This window comes from Vibrio sp. 1CM24A, assembly GCF_023161725.1.
Taxonomy (GTDB): Bacteria; Pseudomonadota; Gammaproteobacteria; order Enterobacterales; family Vibrionaceae; genus Vibrio; species Vibrio coralliirubri.
The window spans coordinates 240,975-255,603 of the sequence record NZ_JALNTS010000005.1 but is presented as its reverse complement, the minus strand read 5'-3'; the positions used below and the strand labels follow the sequence as shown (position 1 = coordinate 255,603).

The following is a 14,629-nucleotide window of genomic DNA, read 5'->3' as shown; positions in this document are numbered from 1 at the left end:
AATTAGTCGCACAATATTGATGTAACCATCACAATTAGTAAGTGTATGGATAAGGATATACTCATGAATAACAAAGCAAATATGATGGCACTGATTACGCTTCTCTCCGTTTCAAGCGCGTATGCTTCGCCGGAAATCATCATTACACCTATGGTAGGTTATACCGGCGGTGGCAGTGTCGAAGACCAGGACGGTAAAACCTATGACATGAAAGGCTCTGAAAATTACACCTTTGCCATTGAAACGCCACTTGAAAAAGGACGCATCGGCTTCTTCTACTCCAATCAGAGCTCGGAATTAGAAACACTCAACCTAAGCTCCTCCATCCAATACCTGCACCTTCAAAGCAGCATCTACTACCCTGCTTCGCCTGTGTTGTCGGGTTATCTAGGGCTAGGCCTGGGTGCTTCTTACGTCGATGTAGACTGGGCAAAAGATAAGTATGGATTCTCAACGTCTATCTTTGGTGGCTTAGAGTACAAATTTAGTGACCGACTAGCGTTGAACACACAAGTACGTTGGTTAGGCACGGTTGTCGACAACGATACCTCCGGTGTTTGTAATATCCCAAATAACGGGCAAGAGTGCATCATTCGCTTTGATACCGACTGGATGAACCAATTCCAAGCCAATGTCGGACTGAGTTTTACTTTCTAAGCGGCTCAATGAAGCAAAAATATAAGATCGGCCCAAACGAAAAAACCAGCTAAATGCTGGTTTTTTCATTATTAAAACGGTTTTAGTTCAGATTAGAACTTATAGGTAACACCTAAAGCGCCGCCTATTTGCAACTCAACACCTTTATACATATCGAGTTCAGGGTGAACTTGAGCGTAAGCATTCCAACCTTCGTAGAAATTCACTTTCACGCCTAATGGCAATCGTAAGCCAAAGTCGTCATTCCATTCAGCCCAAGCACCAGCACCGACGTACCAGCTCAGCGGAGCTTCCGTTTCGAACTGACCACGCTTCAAAATGTAATCAAATGCAGCGCCGTCATTGCCAATCGTAGCACGGTATTTCTGATCAAATTCCACAACGACACTCAGGTCTTGGTCAATGGCGAGTCCAACTTCCAAAGCTGGAGCTTCAGAAGCTTGAGCAAACGAGGCTCCGCTGCAGCACATAAGGCCGATCAAGTAACGATGTTTCATAATATTCTCAGACTGTATTTAAAAAACGAAAGTCTACTGGAATCTCAGCAAAAGGTGTCATCGCTGGGTAAAAGATAAACGACACGAAAAATTTGGGAACGACCATCAAAGGATCGAGTTGAATGGTAACTCTCTGAGTTAGAGAGGATTAGACGCGGAAAGATCTTTCATAGAGCAGAAAACAAAAAAGGAGGCCTTTCGGCCTCCTTTCAATTTATTGAATCAGTGAATTAACCGTTGTTACGGATCCACTCATCCATGTCTGTCTTAAGGTTGTCAGACTTAGTACCGAAGATAGCTTGTACGCCACCAGCAACTACAACAACACCTGCAGCGCCTAGTTTCTTCAGTTTGTCTTGGTCAACAACTGCTGTATCAGCAACTGCAACACGTAGACGAGTAATACAAGCGTCAAGACCAGTGATGTTCGCTTTGCCACCGAATGCAGCAACTAGCTCACCAGCAAGTTCAGAACCAGTCGCAACTGACTCTTCTTCAGTCTCGTCTTCACGGCCTGGAGTTTTAAGGTCAAGTGCTTTAATCACAGTACGGAATACGATGTAGTAAATTGCAGCGTAAGCAATACCACATACAACCATTAGGCCCATCTTAGACGCGTTGCCAGATAGAACTAGGAAGTCGATTAGACCGTGTGAGAAAGATGTACCGTGTACAAAACCTAGAGTGTTCGCAAGAACGTATGCAGAACCAGCTAGTAGAGCGTGGATTGCGTACAGTACTGGAGCAACGAATAGGAAAGAGAATTCGATTGGTTCAGTGATACCCGTTAGGAATGAAGTCAACGCAGCAGAAGCCATGATGCCCATTACTTTAGCGCGGTTTTCAGGCTTAGCTGAGTGTGCAATCGCGATTGCAGCAGCAGGTAGACCGAACATCTTGAACATGTAACCACCAGCTAGCTGACCGAAGCCATTGCCCGCTGCACGAGATGCGTCATCAGCAACTAGGTAACAAGTAAGAACACCGTTTTGAGTTTCGCCAGCAGCGTTTACACAAGTACCAGCTTCAAAGAAGAAAGGTACGTTCCAAACGTGGTGAAGACCAAATGGAATTAGAGAACGCTCAACGATACCGTAGATACCAAACGCCACTTGTGGGTTTTGGTGAGCAGCCCAATCAGAGAACGCAGAGATAGCGCCGCCAACTGGTGGCCATACTACAGATAGTAGGATTGCTAGACCAATCGCAGAGAAACCTGTGATGATTGGCACAGCACGCTTACCAGCGAAGAAGCCAAGGTACTCTGGTAGTTGAATACGGAAGAAACGGTTGAATGCCCAAGCAGCAACACCACCGACTAGGATACCACCTAGTACACCAGTATCGATTTTATCAACGCCCATTACACCAGCCATTACGCCAAGTGTAGCAGTCATGATGCCGTAACCAACGATAGCAGCTAGACCCGCTACACCATCGTTGTTAGTAAAGCCAAGTGCAACACCTACTGCGAACAGTAGTGCCATTTGACCGAATACTGAACCACCAGCTTGTTCCATTAAGTTTGAAACGATTTCTGGAATGAAAGGAAGATCTGCTGCACCGACACCTAGCAAAATACCCGCAACTGGTAAAACTGATACTGGAAGCATCAGAGACTTACCAACTTTCTGCAGGCTAGCAAAAAGGTTCTTAAACATGTTTATGCTCCTGATAAAGATAAAATAATTATATTGGGTTCTAACGGCACACCCCCGTAGCCTATATGTTAGCACCCTGCGAAAATGTAACCATGTATTGCATTATATTTTCTGCCGCTAAATATATATTGATGGGGAACTAACTTTCTAGTCACTTACAAAATTTAGTTTCAAAACACGTCTTGGATCACATGTCAAATCTAGAGATGCAATGCTTTACAAGCGTTTAATGCATTGAAATATATAAGTATTTTTCAAGAGCCCTATTATTTTACTGGGTAAATAAAATAGGAGCGAATGTTATTTTTAGTAACAAAATTACAAATGTTATAATTAGCGCTCTCAAGTTCAACATAATTCGTAAACATTAAAAAAAAACGTATTTTTGGTGATCAAAAACACAAAAAGGGAGCTTTCGCTCCCTTTTATTTGTTTACTTAGATTTTTATCGCAAAAAAAGTTTTTGGTAATTTTTGGTCGTTTGTTCGGCAACCTCTTTCATCGACACACCTTTTAATTGCGCAATGTAGGCCGCAACTTCAACGACATATGCAGGCTGATTCTGCTTTCCACGATATGGAATTGGTGCCAAGTATGGAGAATCCGTCTCGATCAGCAACCTGTCTAGCGGTAGGTTTTTAACAACTTCTTTAAGTTCTGTAGCCTGCTTAAAGGTCACAATACCTGAAATTGAGATATAGAAACCTAGTTCCATTGCTGCTTCTGCGAACGCTTGATCTTCGGTAAAGCAGTGAATCACACCACCACACTTCTCAGCTCCGCCATCACGTAAAATAGCTAATGTATCTTCACGTGCGTTACGAGTGTGAATGATCAAAGGTTTATTCAGTTCAACGGCCAACTCAACATGCTGCTTAAATCGTAGCTGCTGCAGCTCCGCCGTCTTTGGTTGGTAGTGATAATCCAAACCTGTCTCACCAATCGCCACAACCTTAGGGTTGCTCGCGTATTCACGCATTGTCTCTAAGCTGAAATCACTTTCAACATCGAGAGGGTGAACGCCACAAGAAGCTTTAACGTTATCAAACGGCGAGATCATCTCGAGCATGTTTTCAAACGAATCGAGTGTCACACCGACAGAAAGCAGTTGGTCTACGTTAGCAGCCTTCGCCTTGTTAACCACATCTTCTACGCTGGTGTGTAAATCTTGGTAATCCAGTTTGTCTAAATGACAGTGGGAATCTACGAACATGTTTCCTCGCAAGTGGCTATCAGCCAATTCATTATGAGTAGCTCCGTATTGAGCCCAGGGTGTTGCTTTAACTGCTCAATCAATATCAGCAGTTTATTCGATGCTGCATAAGCACTTTGATAAGACATCACCTCACACAGTGCTTTCGCACTCGGAGTGAAAGCCTGATTCGCCAAACCAAAATGCAGCTTCTGTACATCTGACAATAGATGCCAAAGCCAGCCAAGTTGAATCAAAGGGTCTTTGCTAAGCTCTGTAGAGAACTTTAGCATGTCAGGTTGAGTGCCTTTTATCACATTCACAAAACCATCGAGCGCTTTTGTTGAGGCTTCAACGCCACCTTGCTCAAACATCGCTTTTGCTTTTAAAGGTGCGTTGTCATTGAGTGCTAAAATATACTGCGGTACCGCTTTGCCCACTTCCCCATCTAACCACGCCGATGCTGTCTCCAACTGCGGGCTAACCACATTGAATTGCTGACAACGGCTAATAATCGTTGGCATTAAGCGATTGCTGTTGCGAGTAGACAGAATGAAGATGCACTTGCTTGATGGCTCTTCCAGAGTTTTCAATAGTGCGTTGGAAGCCGATTCGTTCATTGCTTCAGCAGGATTAAGCAAAATAACGCGCAAACCACCTAACTGAGAAGACTCTTGAGCCCAGCGGTTACTGGCACGCACTTGATCAACCGTGATCGACTTACCTTCTTTCTCTGGAGAGATCACATGAAAGTCAGGATGACTGCCCGACTTCATTAATTCGCAGCTGTGGCAAAACCCGCACGACTCGCTTTCATAGTTCGTGCACATCAATGCGTCGGTAAGTTGGCTAATCAACGCATCAACGCCGAGCCCTTCCGGTGCATTAACAATCACAGAGTTAGGAAAACGCTCCGCATCGAGACTTTTTTTCCACTCACTCCATACCGGTGTGAGCCAAGAATACACTTCAGCCATGACTACCTACTGTTTGTCGAGCCAAGCAGTTAGCGCGACTTTAATATCAGCGGCTACTTGCTCAATTTCTTGCTGCGCGTTAATCACAAGTACAGAATCATCTTGTTCTGCAATTTCTAGATAGCGCTCACGCGTGCGGTCGAAAAATGAGATGTCCATCTTTTCAATTCTATCAAGCTCACCACGACCTCTAGCACGCTCTAGCCCTACTCTAGGGTCTAGGTCCAAATATAGCGTTAGATCGGGTTTAAAGCCGCCTAGCGTGGTTGATTTCAGTGATTCCATAGTCGTGCGTGCGATCTGACGACCACCACCTTGGTATGCCTGTGAAGACATATCATGACGATCACCCAATACCCATTGACCATTGTCGAGTGCCGGCTTGATGACGTTTTCGACTAATTGAACACGTGCTGCATACATCAGCAGCAATTCAGTCATGTCTTGAAGCTTCTCGCCTTCGTGCTCTTCTTTAACCAATGAACGCATCTTTTCAGCTAAGACAGTACCGCCCGGCTCACGAGTATTAACAATATCCTCAACACCCGATGCTTTTAATGTCTCAACGATGGCATTGATTGCTGTGCTTTTGCCAGCGCCTTCAAGGCCTTCAACCACGATAAATTTCGACTGATTCATAATTATTTCTTTATCTGTTTTTTCTTAATTGCTTTAAGTAAGCTCGCACTGCACGGTTATGCTCAGTCAAACTCTTTGAAAATACGTGACCGCCTGTTCCACTCGCAACGAAATACAAATAGTTGCTCTTTTCTGGATTCAACGCCGCGTTGATAGACGCTTTGCCTGCCATAGCGATAGGGGTCGGTGGCAAGCCACTCATTGTATAGGTGTTGTAAGGCGTTGGCGTGCGTAAGTCTTTCTTACGGATGTTGCCATCGTAGCTGTCACCCATGCCATAGATAACGGTTGGATCAGTTTGCAAACGCATACGCTTGTTTAGACGGTTAACAAACACAGAAGAGACACGCTCACGTTCTGACGCAACAGCGGTCTCTTTCTCAATGATAGACGCAAGAATTAACGCTTCGTATGGCGATTTAAGAGGAAGTTTATCCGCTCGATTTTCCCACTCTTCATTCACCACGCTCATTAGGTCTCGATGCGCGCGTTTCAGTAAATCTAAATCAGTGGTGCCGTAGGTGTAGTGATACGTTTCTGCTAAAAAGAGACCTTCTAGCTTTTCGTTTTCAATACCCAACTTTTCAGCGATCTCTTTTTCAGAAACGCCATCCAATGTCTGTTGAATGAATTCGTTGTCTTTTAGCTGAACAAGCCATTCGTCAAAACGACTGCCTTCTACAAAGGTAATGGTAAACTGGTGTTCTTTCCCTTCTACAAGCACCTGTAGCGCTTGCTCTAAGGTTAAACCCGGTTCAAGCAGGAAAGTACCGGCTTTTACGTCTACAAGCTCAGGATGTAACTTACGGATTAATTTCTCGTAAGGAGAAGCCTCAAAAAGCCCCTCGTTAATCAACTGGGCTAGAACGCGGTTAAAGCTGCTACCTGAAGCAACAGTCACGACTTGTGGTTTTTCTAATTGAATAACTTGTTTCAGGTTATCTTGCGCTTGGTTGTAAACATAAAAACCAGCAGCACCGGCTGCGATTAAGCACAAGATAATAAAAATAAATAACTTTTTGATCACGAGTTTAGTTGTCCTTGAAGGCTACGAGTAACGGTTCCAATGTTAAATTGGGTATCACTAATACGGGTAACTGGGGCAACCCCTAAGATGGAGTTGGTCATGAAAACCTCATCAGCTTGCATGAGTTGAGATAAGCAGTAGTCACTAATTGTAACGGAAAGTTCAGCTTGATTCAGCGCGGTTAACACTTGCTTACGCATAACCCCCGCTACACCACTTTGAGTGAGTTGAGGTGTGTATATCGCCTGACCTTTACGCCAAAACAGATTGGCCATGGTGGTTTCAATCACATTGCCCGATATATCAAGAACCACGCCATCCACTTCATTAGCCTGATCCATTTCATCTTTCATCAAAATCTGCTCAAGACGATTATTGTGCTTATGGCCAGCAAGTAGTGGGCTCAAACCTAACGCTTGATGACAGATACCGAGTTCAACACCGGAGTCTTGCCACGCTGAATAATGACTTGGGTAATCAAAAGTACTGATGGTGATTGTCGGCTTAGCGATATTCTTAGTACTGTAGCCACGCCCACCAGCGCCCCGGCTAACGTGCAGCTTGATCCCTGCTTTTTGATTATGAGGTTTGTTTGCGTTATCGAGCTTGCCTGAACCACCAAGGCTCTTTGTGTCATGAAGAGCGTTATCTTGGATGTGTTGAAGCGCAGTATCGAGCCAAAGGCTAACAACATCCCAATCAAGAGCAGAAATGCGTAGCGCTTTAAGGCACTCTTCGACACGGTGCTGATGATCGTGAAAATGTTGTATCTCACCATCACTCACGAGCATTGTCGTAAAACAGCCGTCTCCGTACTGAAACGAGCGGTCCAAAATATCGACAGTTTGCTGGCTTTCTCCATCAACCCAAAACATGTTTTTCCCCATAAAAAGAAACGGCTCAATGCTAAAGCATCAAGCCGTTTAAAAACAAGTCTAATTGTGACTATCTACGAGTGTTTACGTCTTTAATAAGATGATTAAATCTTTTTGAAGATCAAACAGCCGTTTGTACCACCGAAACCGAATGAGTTACATGCAGCATATTCCATGTTGCTAACTTCACGCGCAGTGTGAGGTACTAAGTCAATATCTAAGCCTTCTTCAGGATCATCTAGGTTGATTGTCGGTGGAACAATTTGGTCAACCAGAGACATTGCCGTGATGATAGCTTCAGCAGAACCAGCAGCACCTAGAAGGTGGCCTGTCATTGATTTCGTAGAAGAAACCAATACTTGCTTGCTGCCTGCTTCGCCAAGAGCACGCTTAATGCCCTTAACTTCCGCTACGTCACCTGCTGGAGTCGAAGTACCGTGTGCGTTTACATAACCGATTTGTTCACCAGTAATGCCAGCATCACGCATAGCCGCTTCCATTGCTAGTGCGCCACCAGAGCCATCTTCACTTGGAGATGTCATGTGGTAAGCGTCACCCGACATACCGAAGCCAACTAGCTCACAGTAAATCTTAGCGCCACGAGCTTTCGCATGTTCGTACTCTTCAAGAACCATCATGCCTGCACCGTCGCCAAGAACGAAGCCATCACGGCCTTTGTCCCATGGACGAGAAGCTTTTTGAGGCTCATCGTTACGAGTAGAAAGTGCTTTAGCCGCACCAAAACCGCCCATACCTAGTGGAGTTGATGCTTTTTCAGCACCACCCGCTAGCATTGCGTCAGCATCGCCGTATGCAATCATACGAGCCGCGTGACCAATGTTATGTAGGCCAGTCGTACATGCAGTAGAAATCGCGATGTTTGGACCGCGTAGGCCTCGCATGATAGACATGTGACCAGCAATCATATTCACGATCGTCGACGGTACGAAGAACGGGCTGATCTTACGAGGGCCTTTTTCAGTTAGAGCTTGGTGACCGGCTTCGATCAAACCAAGACCACCAATACCAGAACCGATAGCAACACCCACACGTGGAGCGTTTTCTTCAGTAATAGTTAGGGCTGAATCATCTAAAGCTTGAATACCTGCTGCGACGCCGTACTGGATGAACAAGTCCATCTTACGAGCATCTTTTTTAGTCATATACTCTTCGCAGTTAAAGTCTTTAACTAGACCTGCAAAACGAGTTGAGAAATTGGTTGCATCAAAGTGCTCGATATTAACGATACCACTTTGACCAGCTAGCAGGGCTTTCCAAGAAGATTCTACAGTGTTGCCTACCGGTGACAACATACCCATGCCAGTGACAACTACACGACGCTTGGACACGATTTTACACTCCGGGGATTGAGGTGATTTAAGATGAGGATAGATGAGTTAGATAAAACACAGGCGGTCGAGGTGACCGCCTGGGAGAGATTATTACTGAGCGCTAGTTACGTAATCGATAGCTGCTTGAACAGTAGTAATTTTCTCAGCTTCTTCATCTGGGATTTCAGTGTCGAATTCTTCTTCTAGAGCCATTACTAGCTCTACTGTGTCTAGAGAATCTGCACCTAGGTCATCAACGAAAGAAGCTTCGTTTTTAACTTCAGCTTCGTCTACACCTAGCTGTTCAACAATGATTTTCTTTACGCGTTCTTCGAGGTTGCTCATTTTTTCTTTTCCTTTACAGAGTTCGCTTTATGCGATGTTTTCCGTAGTTTATTCAATCTATTGAAAGTTGCAAGGTCAACTTTTCTGGTCAAACCACAATTTTCACGATTTTAACCGAAATTACGTATGATCTTGACTTAAATCATGCACAAATGTTGCACATAATTTACACCATGTACATACCGCCATTGACGTGAAGTGTTTCACCTGTGATATAAGCTGCCGCAGGTGACGCCAAAAATACCACAGCTTCAGCGATTTCGCGAGGGTCACCTAGTCGACCTGCTGGTACATTCGCCAAAGTTGCTGCACGTTGGTCATCATTTAGCGCTTTAGTCATGTCAGTTTCGATGAAACCAGGAGCTACAGTGTTCACTGTAACGCCACGAGACGCAACTTCACGAGCCATTGATTTAGTAAAACCAATTACGCCTGCTTTTGCAGCTGCGTAGTTAGCTTGACCAGCGTTACCCATAGTACCTACTACAGAACCAACGTTTACGATACGGCCTTGACGCTTCTTCATCATGCCACGCAATACAGCTTTAGACATGCGGAAGATAGGCGTTAGGTTAGTATCAATGATGTCATTCCATTCGTCGTCTTTCATACGCATCAGTAGGTTATCACGAGTGATACCTGCGTTGTTAACTAGAATGTCAATCGCACCGAATTCATCGTTGATGGTTTTCAGTGTAGCAGCAATTGAGTCAGTATCCGTTACATTAAGAGCAAGACCTTTACCGTTCTCACCAAGGTACTCGCTGATTGCAGCTGCGCCGCCTTCAGATGTCGCAGTACCGATAACTTTAGCACCACGCTCAACTAAAAGTTCAGCGATTGCACGACCGATGCCACGGCTTGCGCCTGTAACTAGTGCAACTTTGCCTTCTAAATTCATCATAACTTCTCTATTAAGTGGTTATTTACTTAGCAGCTTCTAGTGATGCAGTATCATTAACTGCAGCAGCTGTCATAGTTTTTACGATTCGTTTTGTTAGACCAGTAAGAACTTTACCAGGGCCTAATTCAAGTAGCTTCTCAACGCCTTGCTCATTCATCGCTTGTACACCTTCAGTCCAACGAACTGGGCTATATAGCTGACGAACAAGTGCATCTTTAATTTTTGCAGGGTCTGTTTCAGCAATAACATCAACGTTATTGATAACAGGCAATGCTGGCGTGTTGAACTCTAGAGCTTCTAGAGCCACCGCTAGCTTGTCTGCTGCTGGCTTCATCAGTGCACAGTGAGACGGCACAGAAACAGGTAACGGAAGTGCACGCTTAGCGCCCGCTTCTTTACAAAGTACACCAGCACGCTCTACTGCCGCTTTGTTACCCGCGATAACAACTTGGCCAGGAGAGTTAAAGTTAACTGGAGACACAACTTCGTCTTGCGCAGCTTCTTCACACGCTTTAGCAATCGCTTCATCGTCTAGACCAATGATTGCGTACATTGCGCCAACGCCTGCAGGAACTGCTTCTTGCATCAATTGACCACGTAGTTCAACCAGCTTGATCGCTTCTTTAAAGTCGATAACGCCAGCACATACAAGTGCAGAGTATTCACCTAGGCTGTGACCTGCTAGATTTACAGGTTGCTCTAGGCCAAGCTCTTGCCATACACGCCAAATTGCAACAGACGCTGTTAGTAGAGCCGGTTGAGTGCGAAAAGTTTCATTTAGATTTTCTACTGGACCATCTTGAACCAATGCCCATAGATCGTAACCAAGTGCTTCTGAAGCTTCAGCAAATGTCTGTTTTACAACATCATACTGTTCGCCTAGGTCAGCAAGCATACCGATAGCTTGAGAGCCTTGGCCTGGGAATACGATAGCAAACTTGCTCATTGTAATTTTCCTTTAAGCAAAGCAAAAAATTGAATAAGGCACATAAGTTATGTGCCTTGTTTGTTGATTATCGCTTGGGGTTAGAATTTAACTAACGCAGAACCCCAAGTGAAGCCGCCGCCAAATGCTTCAAGTAGAAGCGTTTGACCACGTTTAATTCGCCCGTCGCGAACAGCCTCATCTAGGGCCGTTGGTACGGTAGCTGCTGACGTGTTGCCGTGCTTATCAAGAGTAATCACTACTTGATCAAGCGACATCGTTAGCTTTTTAGCGGTTGCTGAGATAATACGGTAGTTCGCTTGGTGTGGAACTAACCAATCAAGCTCTGACTTATCCATATTGTTCGCCGCTAATGTGTCTTTAACTAGCTTAGAAAGCTGAGTTACCGCCACTTTAAATACTTCGTTGCCCGCCATGTGCAGCCATTTGTCTGCATCACCGCCACGCTCTGGTACTTCTAGGCTTAGAAGTTCACCGTATTTACCGTCAGAGTAAATATGAGTAGACAAAATACCTGGCTCTTCGCTTGCGCCTACAACCACCGCGCCTGCTGCATCACCAAATAGGATGATAGTAGAGCGGTCAGTCGGATCACAGGTTTTTGACAGTGCATCAGCACCAATTACCAAAACGTTCTTACACATGCCAGTCTTGATGTGTTGATCAGCAACAGACAGTGCGTAGACAAAACCAGAACACGCCGCAGCCAAATCAAACGCAGGGCAGCCTTTGATACCAAGCTTGCCTTGTACCTGACATGCCGAAGACGGGAATGTGTGGCTACTGCTGGTTGTCGCAACGATGATTAAATCAATCTCTTCTTTGTCGATACCTGCCATTTCAATGGCATTTTCAGCAGCGTAAAACGCCATATCAGCAACGGTCTCGTTTTCCGCTGAAATACGACGCTCTTTAATACCAGTTCTAGCAACGATCCACTCATCGCTAGTCTCTACCATTTTCTCTAAGTCTGCGTTAGTACGCACCTGAGATGGCAAGTAGCTGCCAGTACCTAAAATTTTGCTATACATGAAGACTAATAATGCCTCTCGAGTAAAACCGCTTCCAAACGATCGCTAATGCGGCTGGGGACTTGTCGTTTGACCTCGTGTACTGCTTCACCAATCGCGTTGACGACTGCAGACACATCAGCACTTCCATGACTTTTAATGACAATGCCGCGCAATCCTAACAAACTTGCGCCGTTATACTGGTCGGGGTTCAAGGTTTTTAATTCAGTAAATAGCTCAGAAAACAGCATTCTGGCTATCCAACCCTTTATTGTTGAAGCCATCATGCGCGTTTTTAGCTTATCAATAAAGAGCTGAGCCGTACCTTCGCACGTTTTTAAGCAGACATTGCCCACAAAACCATCACATACGACGACATCAGCAGCATCTTGAAGTAATTGATTACCTTCAATATAGCCTATGAAGTTCACAGACTGAGTATTAGACAACATTTCAGCGCATCGTTTTACAAGGTCATTGCCTTTAATTTCTTCTGCACCGATATTCAAGATAGCGACACGTGGTGCGCGACCTAAATGTTGTTCTGCTAATGCACTGCCCATGACAGCAAACTGAAAGAGTGAATCTGCATCACTAGAAACGTTCGCCCCTAAATCAAGCATCCATGTGCGATTTCCGGATGCAGTAGGCAAAGCTGAAACCAATGCAGGCCTATCAATACCGGGAAGAAGCTTGAGTCTGAAACGGGATAAAGCCATCAGTGCACCAGTGTTACCACCACTCACACAAGCATCAGCCTGTGATTCGGCAACCAGATCGATAGCGGCACGCATAGAGCTACCCTGACTATTACGTAAGGCTAGTGAAGGTTTTTCAGAATTGGAAATGACTCGATCACAATGCTGGATACTCAAACGAGAATCAGGCATTCGACCTAATGAAGATAATTGAGATGTGATCGCGTTTCGATCACCTATTAGAATGACTTTTAGCTCTGGGAAATACGACAGTGCCTGCACGGCGGCAGGCACTGTTACACGAGGACCGAAGTCCCCGCCCATTGCATCAAGCGCAACGGTTAGATTTTGCAAAGGTCAACCTTACTTGTTGATAACCTTTTTGCCGCGGTAGAAACCTTCGGCAGTCACGTTGTGACGTAGGTGAGTTTCACCTGAAGTTGCGTCTACAGAAAGTGCAGCTGTAGTTAGCGCATCGTGTGAACGACGCATGCCACGCATTGAACGTGATTTCTTGCTCTTTTGTACGGCCATTGACCCTACTCCTATGTAAATTCTTAAAGAAGCAATTACTTCTTTAAGCTTTTTAAAACATCAAATGGATTCGGCTTTTTGTCTTCCTCAATTTCTTCAGGAAGTTCACCAAACACCAAGTTATTTGAGTTAACGCTACATTTCGCATCGTCGTGCATTGCTATTTGTGGCAATCCAAGGATGAACTCGTCTTCAACTAATTGAATCAGGTCTAACTCACCGTACTCGTTCAGATCTACCAAATCGTACTCTTCCGGTGCTTCCTCTTCACTTTTCTCACTGTAAACAGGAGTATAAGTAAATTGGACATCGCACTCATGTGCGAAAACCTCATTACAACGTTGACACTCTAAATCGACTTCGACGTTAGCTTTACCAGAGATAACGACTAATCGTTGTTCATCAAGCCCAAATGACATTGAGACTTGCGCGTCACGTTTTACGCCTTCAGTTGCTTCAGTTAAACGCTTCAAAAGACTGACCTGAATGATACCATCCATATCGAGTCGTTTTTGAGCCGTTCTTGCCGGATCAACTGTACGCGGTATTTTTTCCTTTTGCATAGGGCGCGAATCTTATCTTCCAAATCGTGTTTAGTCAAAGGAAATGGCAAAAAAAATGTACTTTCCTGCCTTTCCTATTCAGAGCATTATGAATAGCAGGACAAGTTACGTTATCCTGAGATAAATGCTTCCTTGAATTGTAAATTAAAATGAGAAATTACCAACTAGTTTTAGCCTCTACATCACCATTTAGGCAAGAGATCCTCAAAAAACTACAGTTAAGCTTCATTACAGCCAAGCCAGACTGCGATGAAACGCCGCTTCCAGAAGAGACACCTCAACAGCTGGTAATGCGCCTTGCTGAGACCAAAGCTAAGTCTTGTGCAGTGGAGCAACCTAGCTTAGTCATCGGTTCTGATCAGGTTTGTGTGATTGATGGAGAGATCATAGGTAAACCTCATACTCGAGAAAAAGCGATCGAGCAGTTATCTCGTCAAAGCGGCAAGAGCATTACTTTTTATACTGGGCTTTCGGTTTGGAACAACGAAACCAATCAAGCTGACACGCGTCTCGACACCTTTGTTGTGCATTTCCGCGATTTAACCGAGCAGCAAATCATTAGTTATGTCGAGAAAGAACAGCCTTATTACTGCGCAGGCAGTTTTATGTGTGAAGGGTTAGGCATCGCGTTGTTTAAACAGATGGAAGGTAAAGACCCGAATACTTTGATCGGCTTACCGCTGATCGATCTCGTCGATATGTTAGAAGCACAAGGAATGAGTGTGCTGTAACGGATACGCTCTTTGTTAGAGATTCCCTACTCCTTCCTTCGT

17 protein-coding genes are annotated in these 14,629 nt (G+C 44.7%); 2 read left to right on the top strand and 15 right to left on the bottom strand.

What is annotated here, in order from left to right:
• The first annotated feature begins 63 nt into the window (after window positions 1-63).
• Complete coding sequence (locus MSG38_RS13160; RefSeq protein WP_017067207.1) at window positions 64-657, top strand: outer membrane beta-barrel protein; 594 nt, start codon at window positions 64-66, stop codon at window positions 655-657.
• Window positions 658-749: 92 nt separating this feature from the next.
• Here MSG38_RS13160 and MSG38_RS13155 read toward each other — a convergent pair whose 3' ends face one another.
• The 15 genes from MSG38_RS13155 to yceD form a co-directional block, all read right to left on the bottom strand.
• Window positions 750-1,154 (bottom strand): hypothetical protein, encoded by a 405-nt coding sequence (locus tag MSG38_RS13155; RefSeq protein WP_048610592.1) that lies wholly within the window; start codon window positions 1,152-1,154, stop codon window positions 750-752.
• Between the two features lie 230 nt (window positions 1,155-1,384).
• Complete coding sequence (gene ptsG, locus MSG38_RS13150) at window positions 1,385-2,815, bottom strand: PTS glucose transporter subunit IIBC (RefSeq protein ID WP_048610590.1); 1,431 nt, start codon at window positions 2,813-2,815, stop codon at window positions 1,385-1,387.
• Between the two features lie 445 nt (window positions 2,816-3,260).
• The gene (locus tag MSG38_RS13145; protein ID WP_050651549.1) at window positions 3,261-4,028 is read right to left on the bottom strand and encodes a YchF/TatD family DNA exonuclease; all 768 of its coding nucleotides are present in this window, start codon (window positions 4,026-4,028) and stop codon (window positions 3,261-3,263) included.
• The gene (locus tag MSG38_RS13140) at window positions 4,019-4,984 is read right to left on the bottom strand and encodes a DNA polymerase III subunit delta' (protein WP_048617894.1); all 966 of its coding nucleotides are present in this window, start codon (window positions 4,982-4,984) and stop codon (window positions 4,019-4,021) included. The genes MSG38_RS13145 and MSG38_RS13140 overlap by 10 nt, the downstream gene beginning before the upstream one ends.
• A gap of 6 nt (window positions 4,985-4,990) precedes the next feature.
• Window positions 4,991-5,623 (bottom strand): dTMP kinase, encoded by a 633-nt coding sequence (gene tmk, locus MSG38_RS13135; protein WP_019821240.1) that lies wholly within the window; start codon window positions 5,621-5,623, stop codon window positions 4,991-4,993.
• 10 nt (window positions 5,624-5,633) lie between these two features.
• Window positions 5,634-6,650, bottom strand: coding sequence for an endolytic transglycosylase MltG (gene mltG / locus MSG38_RS13130; RefSeq protein ID WP_017062149.1), 1,017 nt, complete (start codon window positions 6,648-6,650; stop codon window positions 5,634-5,636).
• On the bottom strand, window positions 6,647-7,525 hold the full coding sequence (gene pabC, locus MSG38_RS13125) for an aminodeoxychorismate lyase (RefSeq protein WP_248401986.1): 879 nt from the start codon (window positions 7,523-7,525) through the stop codon (window positions 6,647-6,649). Before pabC ends, mltG begins: the two co-directional genes overlap by 4 nt.
• 104 nt (window positions 7,526-7,629) lie before the next feature.
• Window positions 7,630-8,874 (bottom strand): beta-ketoacyl-ACP synthase II, encoded by a 1,245-nt coding sequence (fabF, locus tag MSG38_RS13120; RefSeq protein ID WP_019821243.1) that lies wholly within the window; start codon window positions 8,872-8,874, stop codon window positions 7,630-7,632.
• A gap of 93 nt (window positions 8,875-8,967) precedes the next feature.
• A complete protein-coding gene (gene acpP, locus MSG38_RS13115; RefSeq protein WP_004737381.1) occupies window positions 8,968-9,201 on the bottom strand; it encodes an acyl carrier protein in 234 nt (77 codons plus the stop codon).
• A gap of 166 nt (window positions 9,202-9,367) precedes the next feature.
• Entirely contained in the window at window positions 9,368-10,102 is a 735-nt protein-coding gene (fabG, locus tag MSG38_RS13110) for a 3-oxoacyl-ACP reductase FabG (protein WP_029235138.1), read from the bottom strand.
• Between the two features lie 25 nt (window positions 10,103-10,127).
• Entirely contained in the window at window positions 10,128-11,051 is a 924-nt protein-coding gene (fabD, locus tag MSG38_RS13105; RefSeq protein WP_086971807.1) for an ACP S-malonyltransferase, read from the bottom strand.
• Between the two features lie 80 nt (window positions 11,052-11,131).
• Entirely contained in the window at window positions 11,132-12,082 is a 951-nt protein-coding gene (locus MSG38_RS13100; protein WP_017054985.1) for a beta-ketoacyl-ACP synthase III, read from the bottom strand.
• A 5-nt stretch (window positions 12,083-12,087) separates the two neighbouring features.
• Complete coding sequence (gene plsX / locus MSG38_RS13095; protein ID WP_017062152.1) at window positions 12,088-13,113, bottom strand: phosphate acyltransferase PlsX; 1,026 nt, start codon at window positions 13,111-13,113, stop codon at window positions 12,088-12,090.
• Window positions 13,114-13,122: 9 nt separating this feature from the next.
• Window positions 13,123-13,293, bottom strand: coding sequence for a 50S ribosomal protein L32 (gene rpmF / locus MSG38_RS13090; protein ID WP_004737376.1), 171 nt, complete (start codon window positions 13,291-13,293; stop codon window positions 13,123-13,125).
• Window positions 13,294-13,328: 35 nt separating this feature from the next.
• The gene (yceD, locus tag MSG38_RS13085) at window positions 13,329-13,856 is read right to left on the bottom strand and encodes a 23S rRNA accumulation protein YceD (RefSeq protein WP_017062153.1); all 528 of its coding nucleotides are present in this window, start codon (window positions 13,854-13,856) and stop codon (window positions 13,329-13,331) included.
• A gap of 149 nt (window positions 13,857-14,005) precedes the next feature.
• Here yceD and MSG38_RS13080 point away from each other — a divergent pair, with 149 nt between their 5' ends.
• The gene (locus MSG38_RS13080; RefSeq protein ID WP_248401985.1) at window positions 14,006-14,587 is read left to right on the top strand and encodes a nucleoside triphosphate pyrophosphatase; all 582 of its coding nucleotides are present in this window, start codon (window positions 14,006-14,008) and stop codon (window positions 14,585-14,587) included.
• Window positions 14,588-14,629 lie beyond the last annotated feature (42 nt).

Coding starts and splice junctions, on each gene's coding strand:
- MSG38_RS13155 (WP_048610592.1), bottom strand. CDS start 1,154: ATGAAACATCGTTACTTGATCGGCCTTATGTGCTGCAGCGGAGCCTCG.
- MSG38_RS13145 (WP_050651549.1), bottom strand. CDS start 4,028: ATGTTCGTAGATTCCCACTGTCATTTAGACAAACTGGATTACCAAGAT.
- fabD (WP_086971807.1), bottom strand. CDS start 11,051: ATGAGCAAGTTTGCTATCGTATTCCCAGGCCAAGGCTCTCAAGCTATC.
- acpP (WP_004737381.1), bottom strand. CDS start 9,201: ATGAGCAACCTCGAAGAACGCGTAAAGAAAATCATTGTTGAACAGCTA.
- ptsG (WP_048610590.1), bottom strand. CDS start 2,815: ATGTTTAAGAACCTTTTTGCTAGCCTGCAGAAAGTTGGTAAGTCTCTG.
- tmk (WP_019821240.1), bottom strand. CDS start 5,623: ATGAATCAGTCGAAATTTATCGTGGTTGAAGGCCTTGAAGGCGCTGGC.
- MSG38_RS13140 (WP_048617894.1), bottom strand. CDS start 4,984: ATGGCTGAAGTGTATTCTTGGCTCACACCGGTATGGAGTGAGTGGAAA.
- MSG38_RS13160 (WP_017067207.1), top strand. CDS start 64: ATGAATAACAAAGCAAATATGATGGCACTGATTACGCTTCTCTCCGTT.
- fabG (WP_029235138.1), bottom strand. CDS start 10,102: ATGAATTTAGAAGGCAAAGTTGCACTAGTTACAGGCGCAAGCCGTGGC.
- rpmF (WP_004737376.1), bottom strand. CDS start 13,293: ATGGCCGTACAAAAGAGCAAGAAATCACGTTCAATGCGTGGCATGCGT.
- MSG38_RS13080 (WP_248401985.1), top strand. CDS start 14,006: ATGAGAAATTACCAACTAGTTTTAGCCTCTACATCACCATTTAGGCAA.
- yceD (WP_017062153.1), bottom strand. CDS start 13,856: ATGCAAAAGGAAAAAATACCGCGTACAGTTGATCCGGCAAGAACGGCT.
- pabC (WP_248401986.1), bottom strand. CDS start 7,525: ATGTTTTGGGTTGATGGAGAAAGCCAGCAAACTGTCGATATTTTGGAC.
- MSG38_RS13100 (WP_017054985.1), bottom strand. CDS start 12,082: ATGTATAGCAAAATTTTAGGTACTGGCAGCTACTTGCCATCTCAGGTG.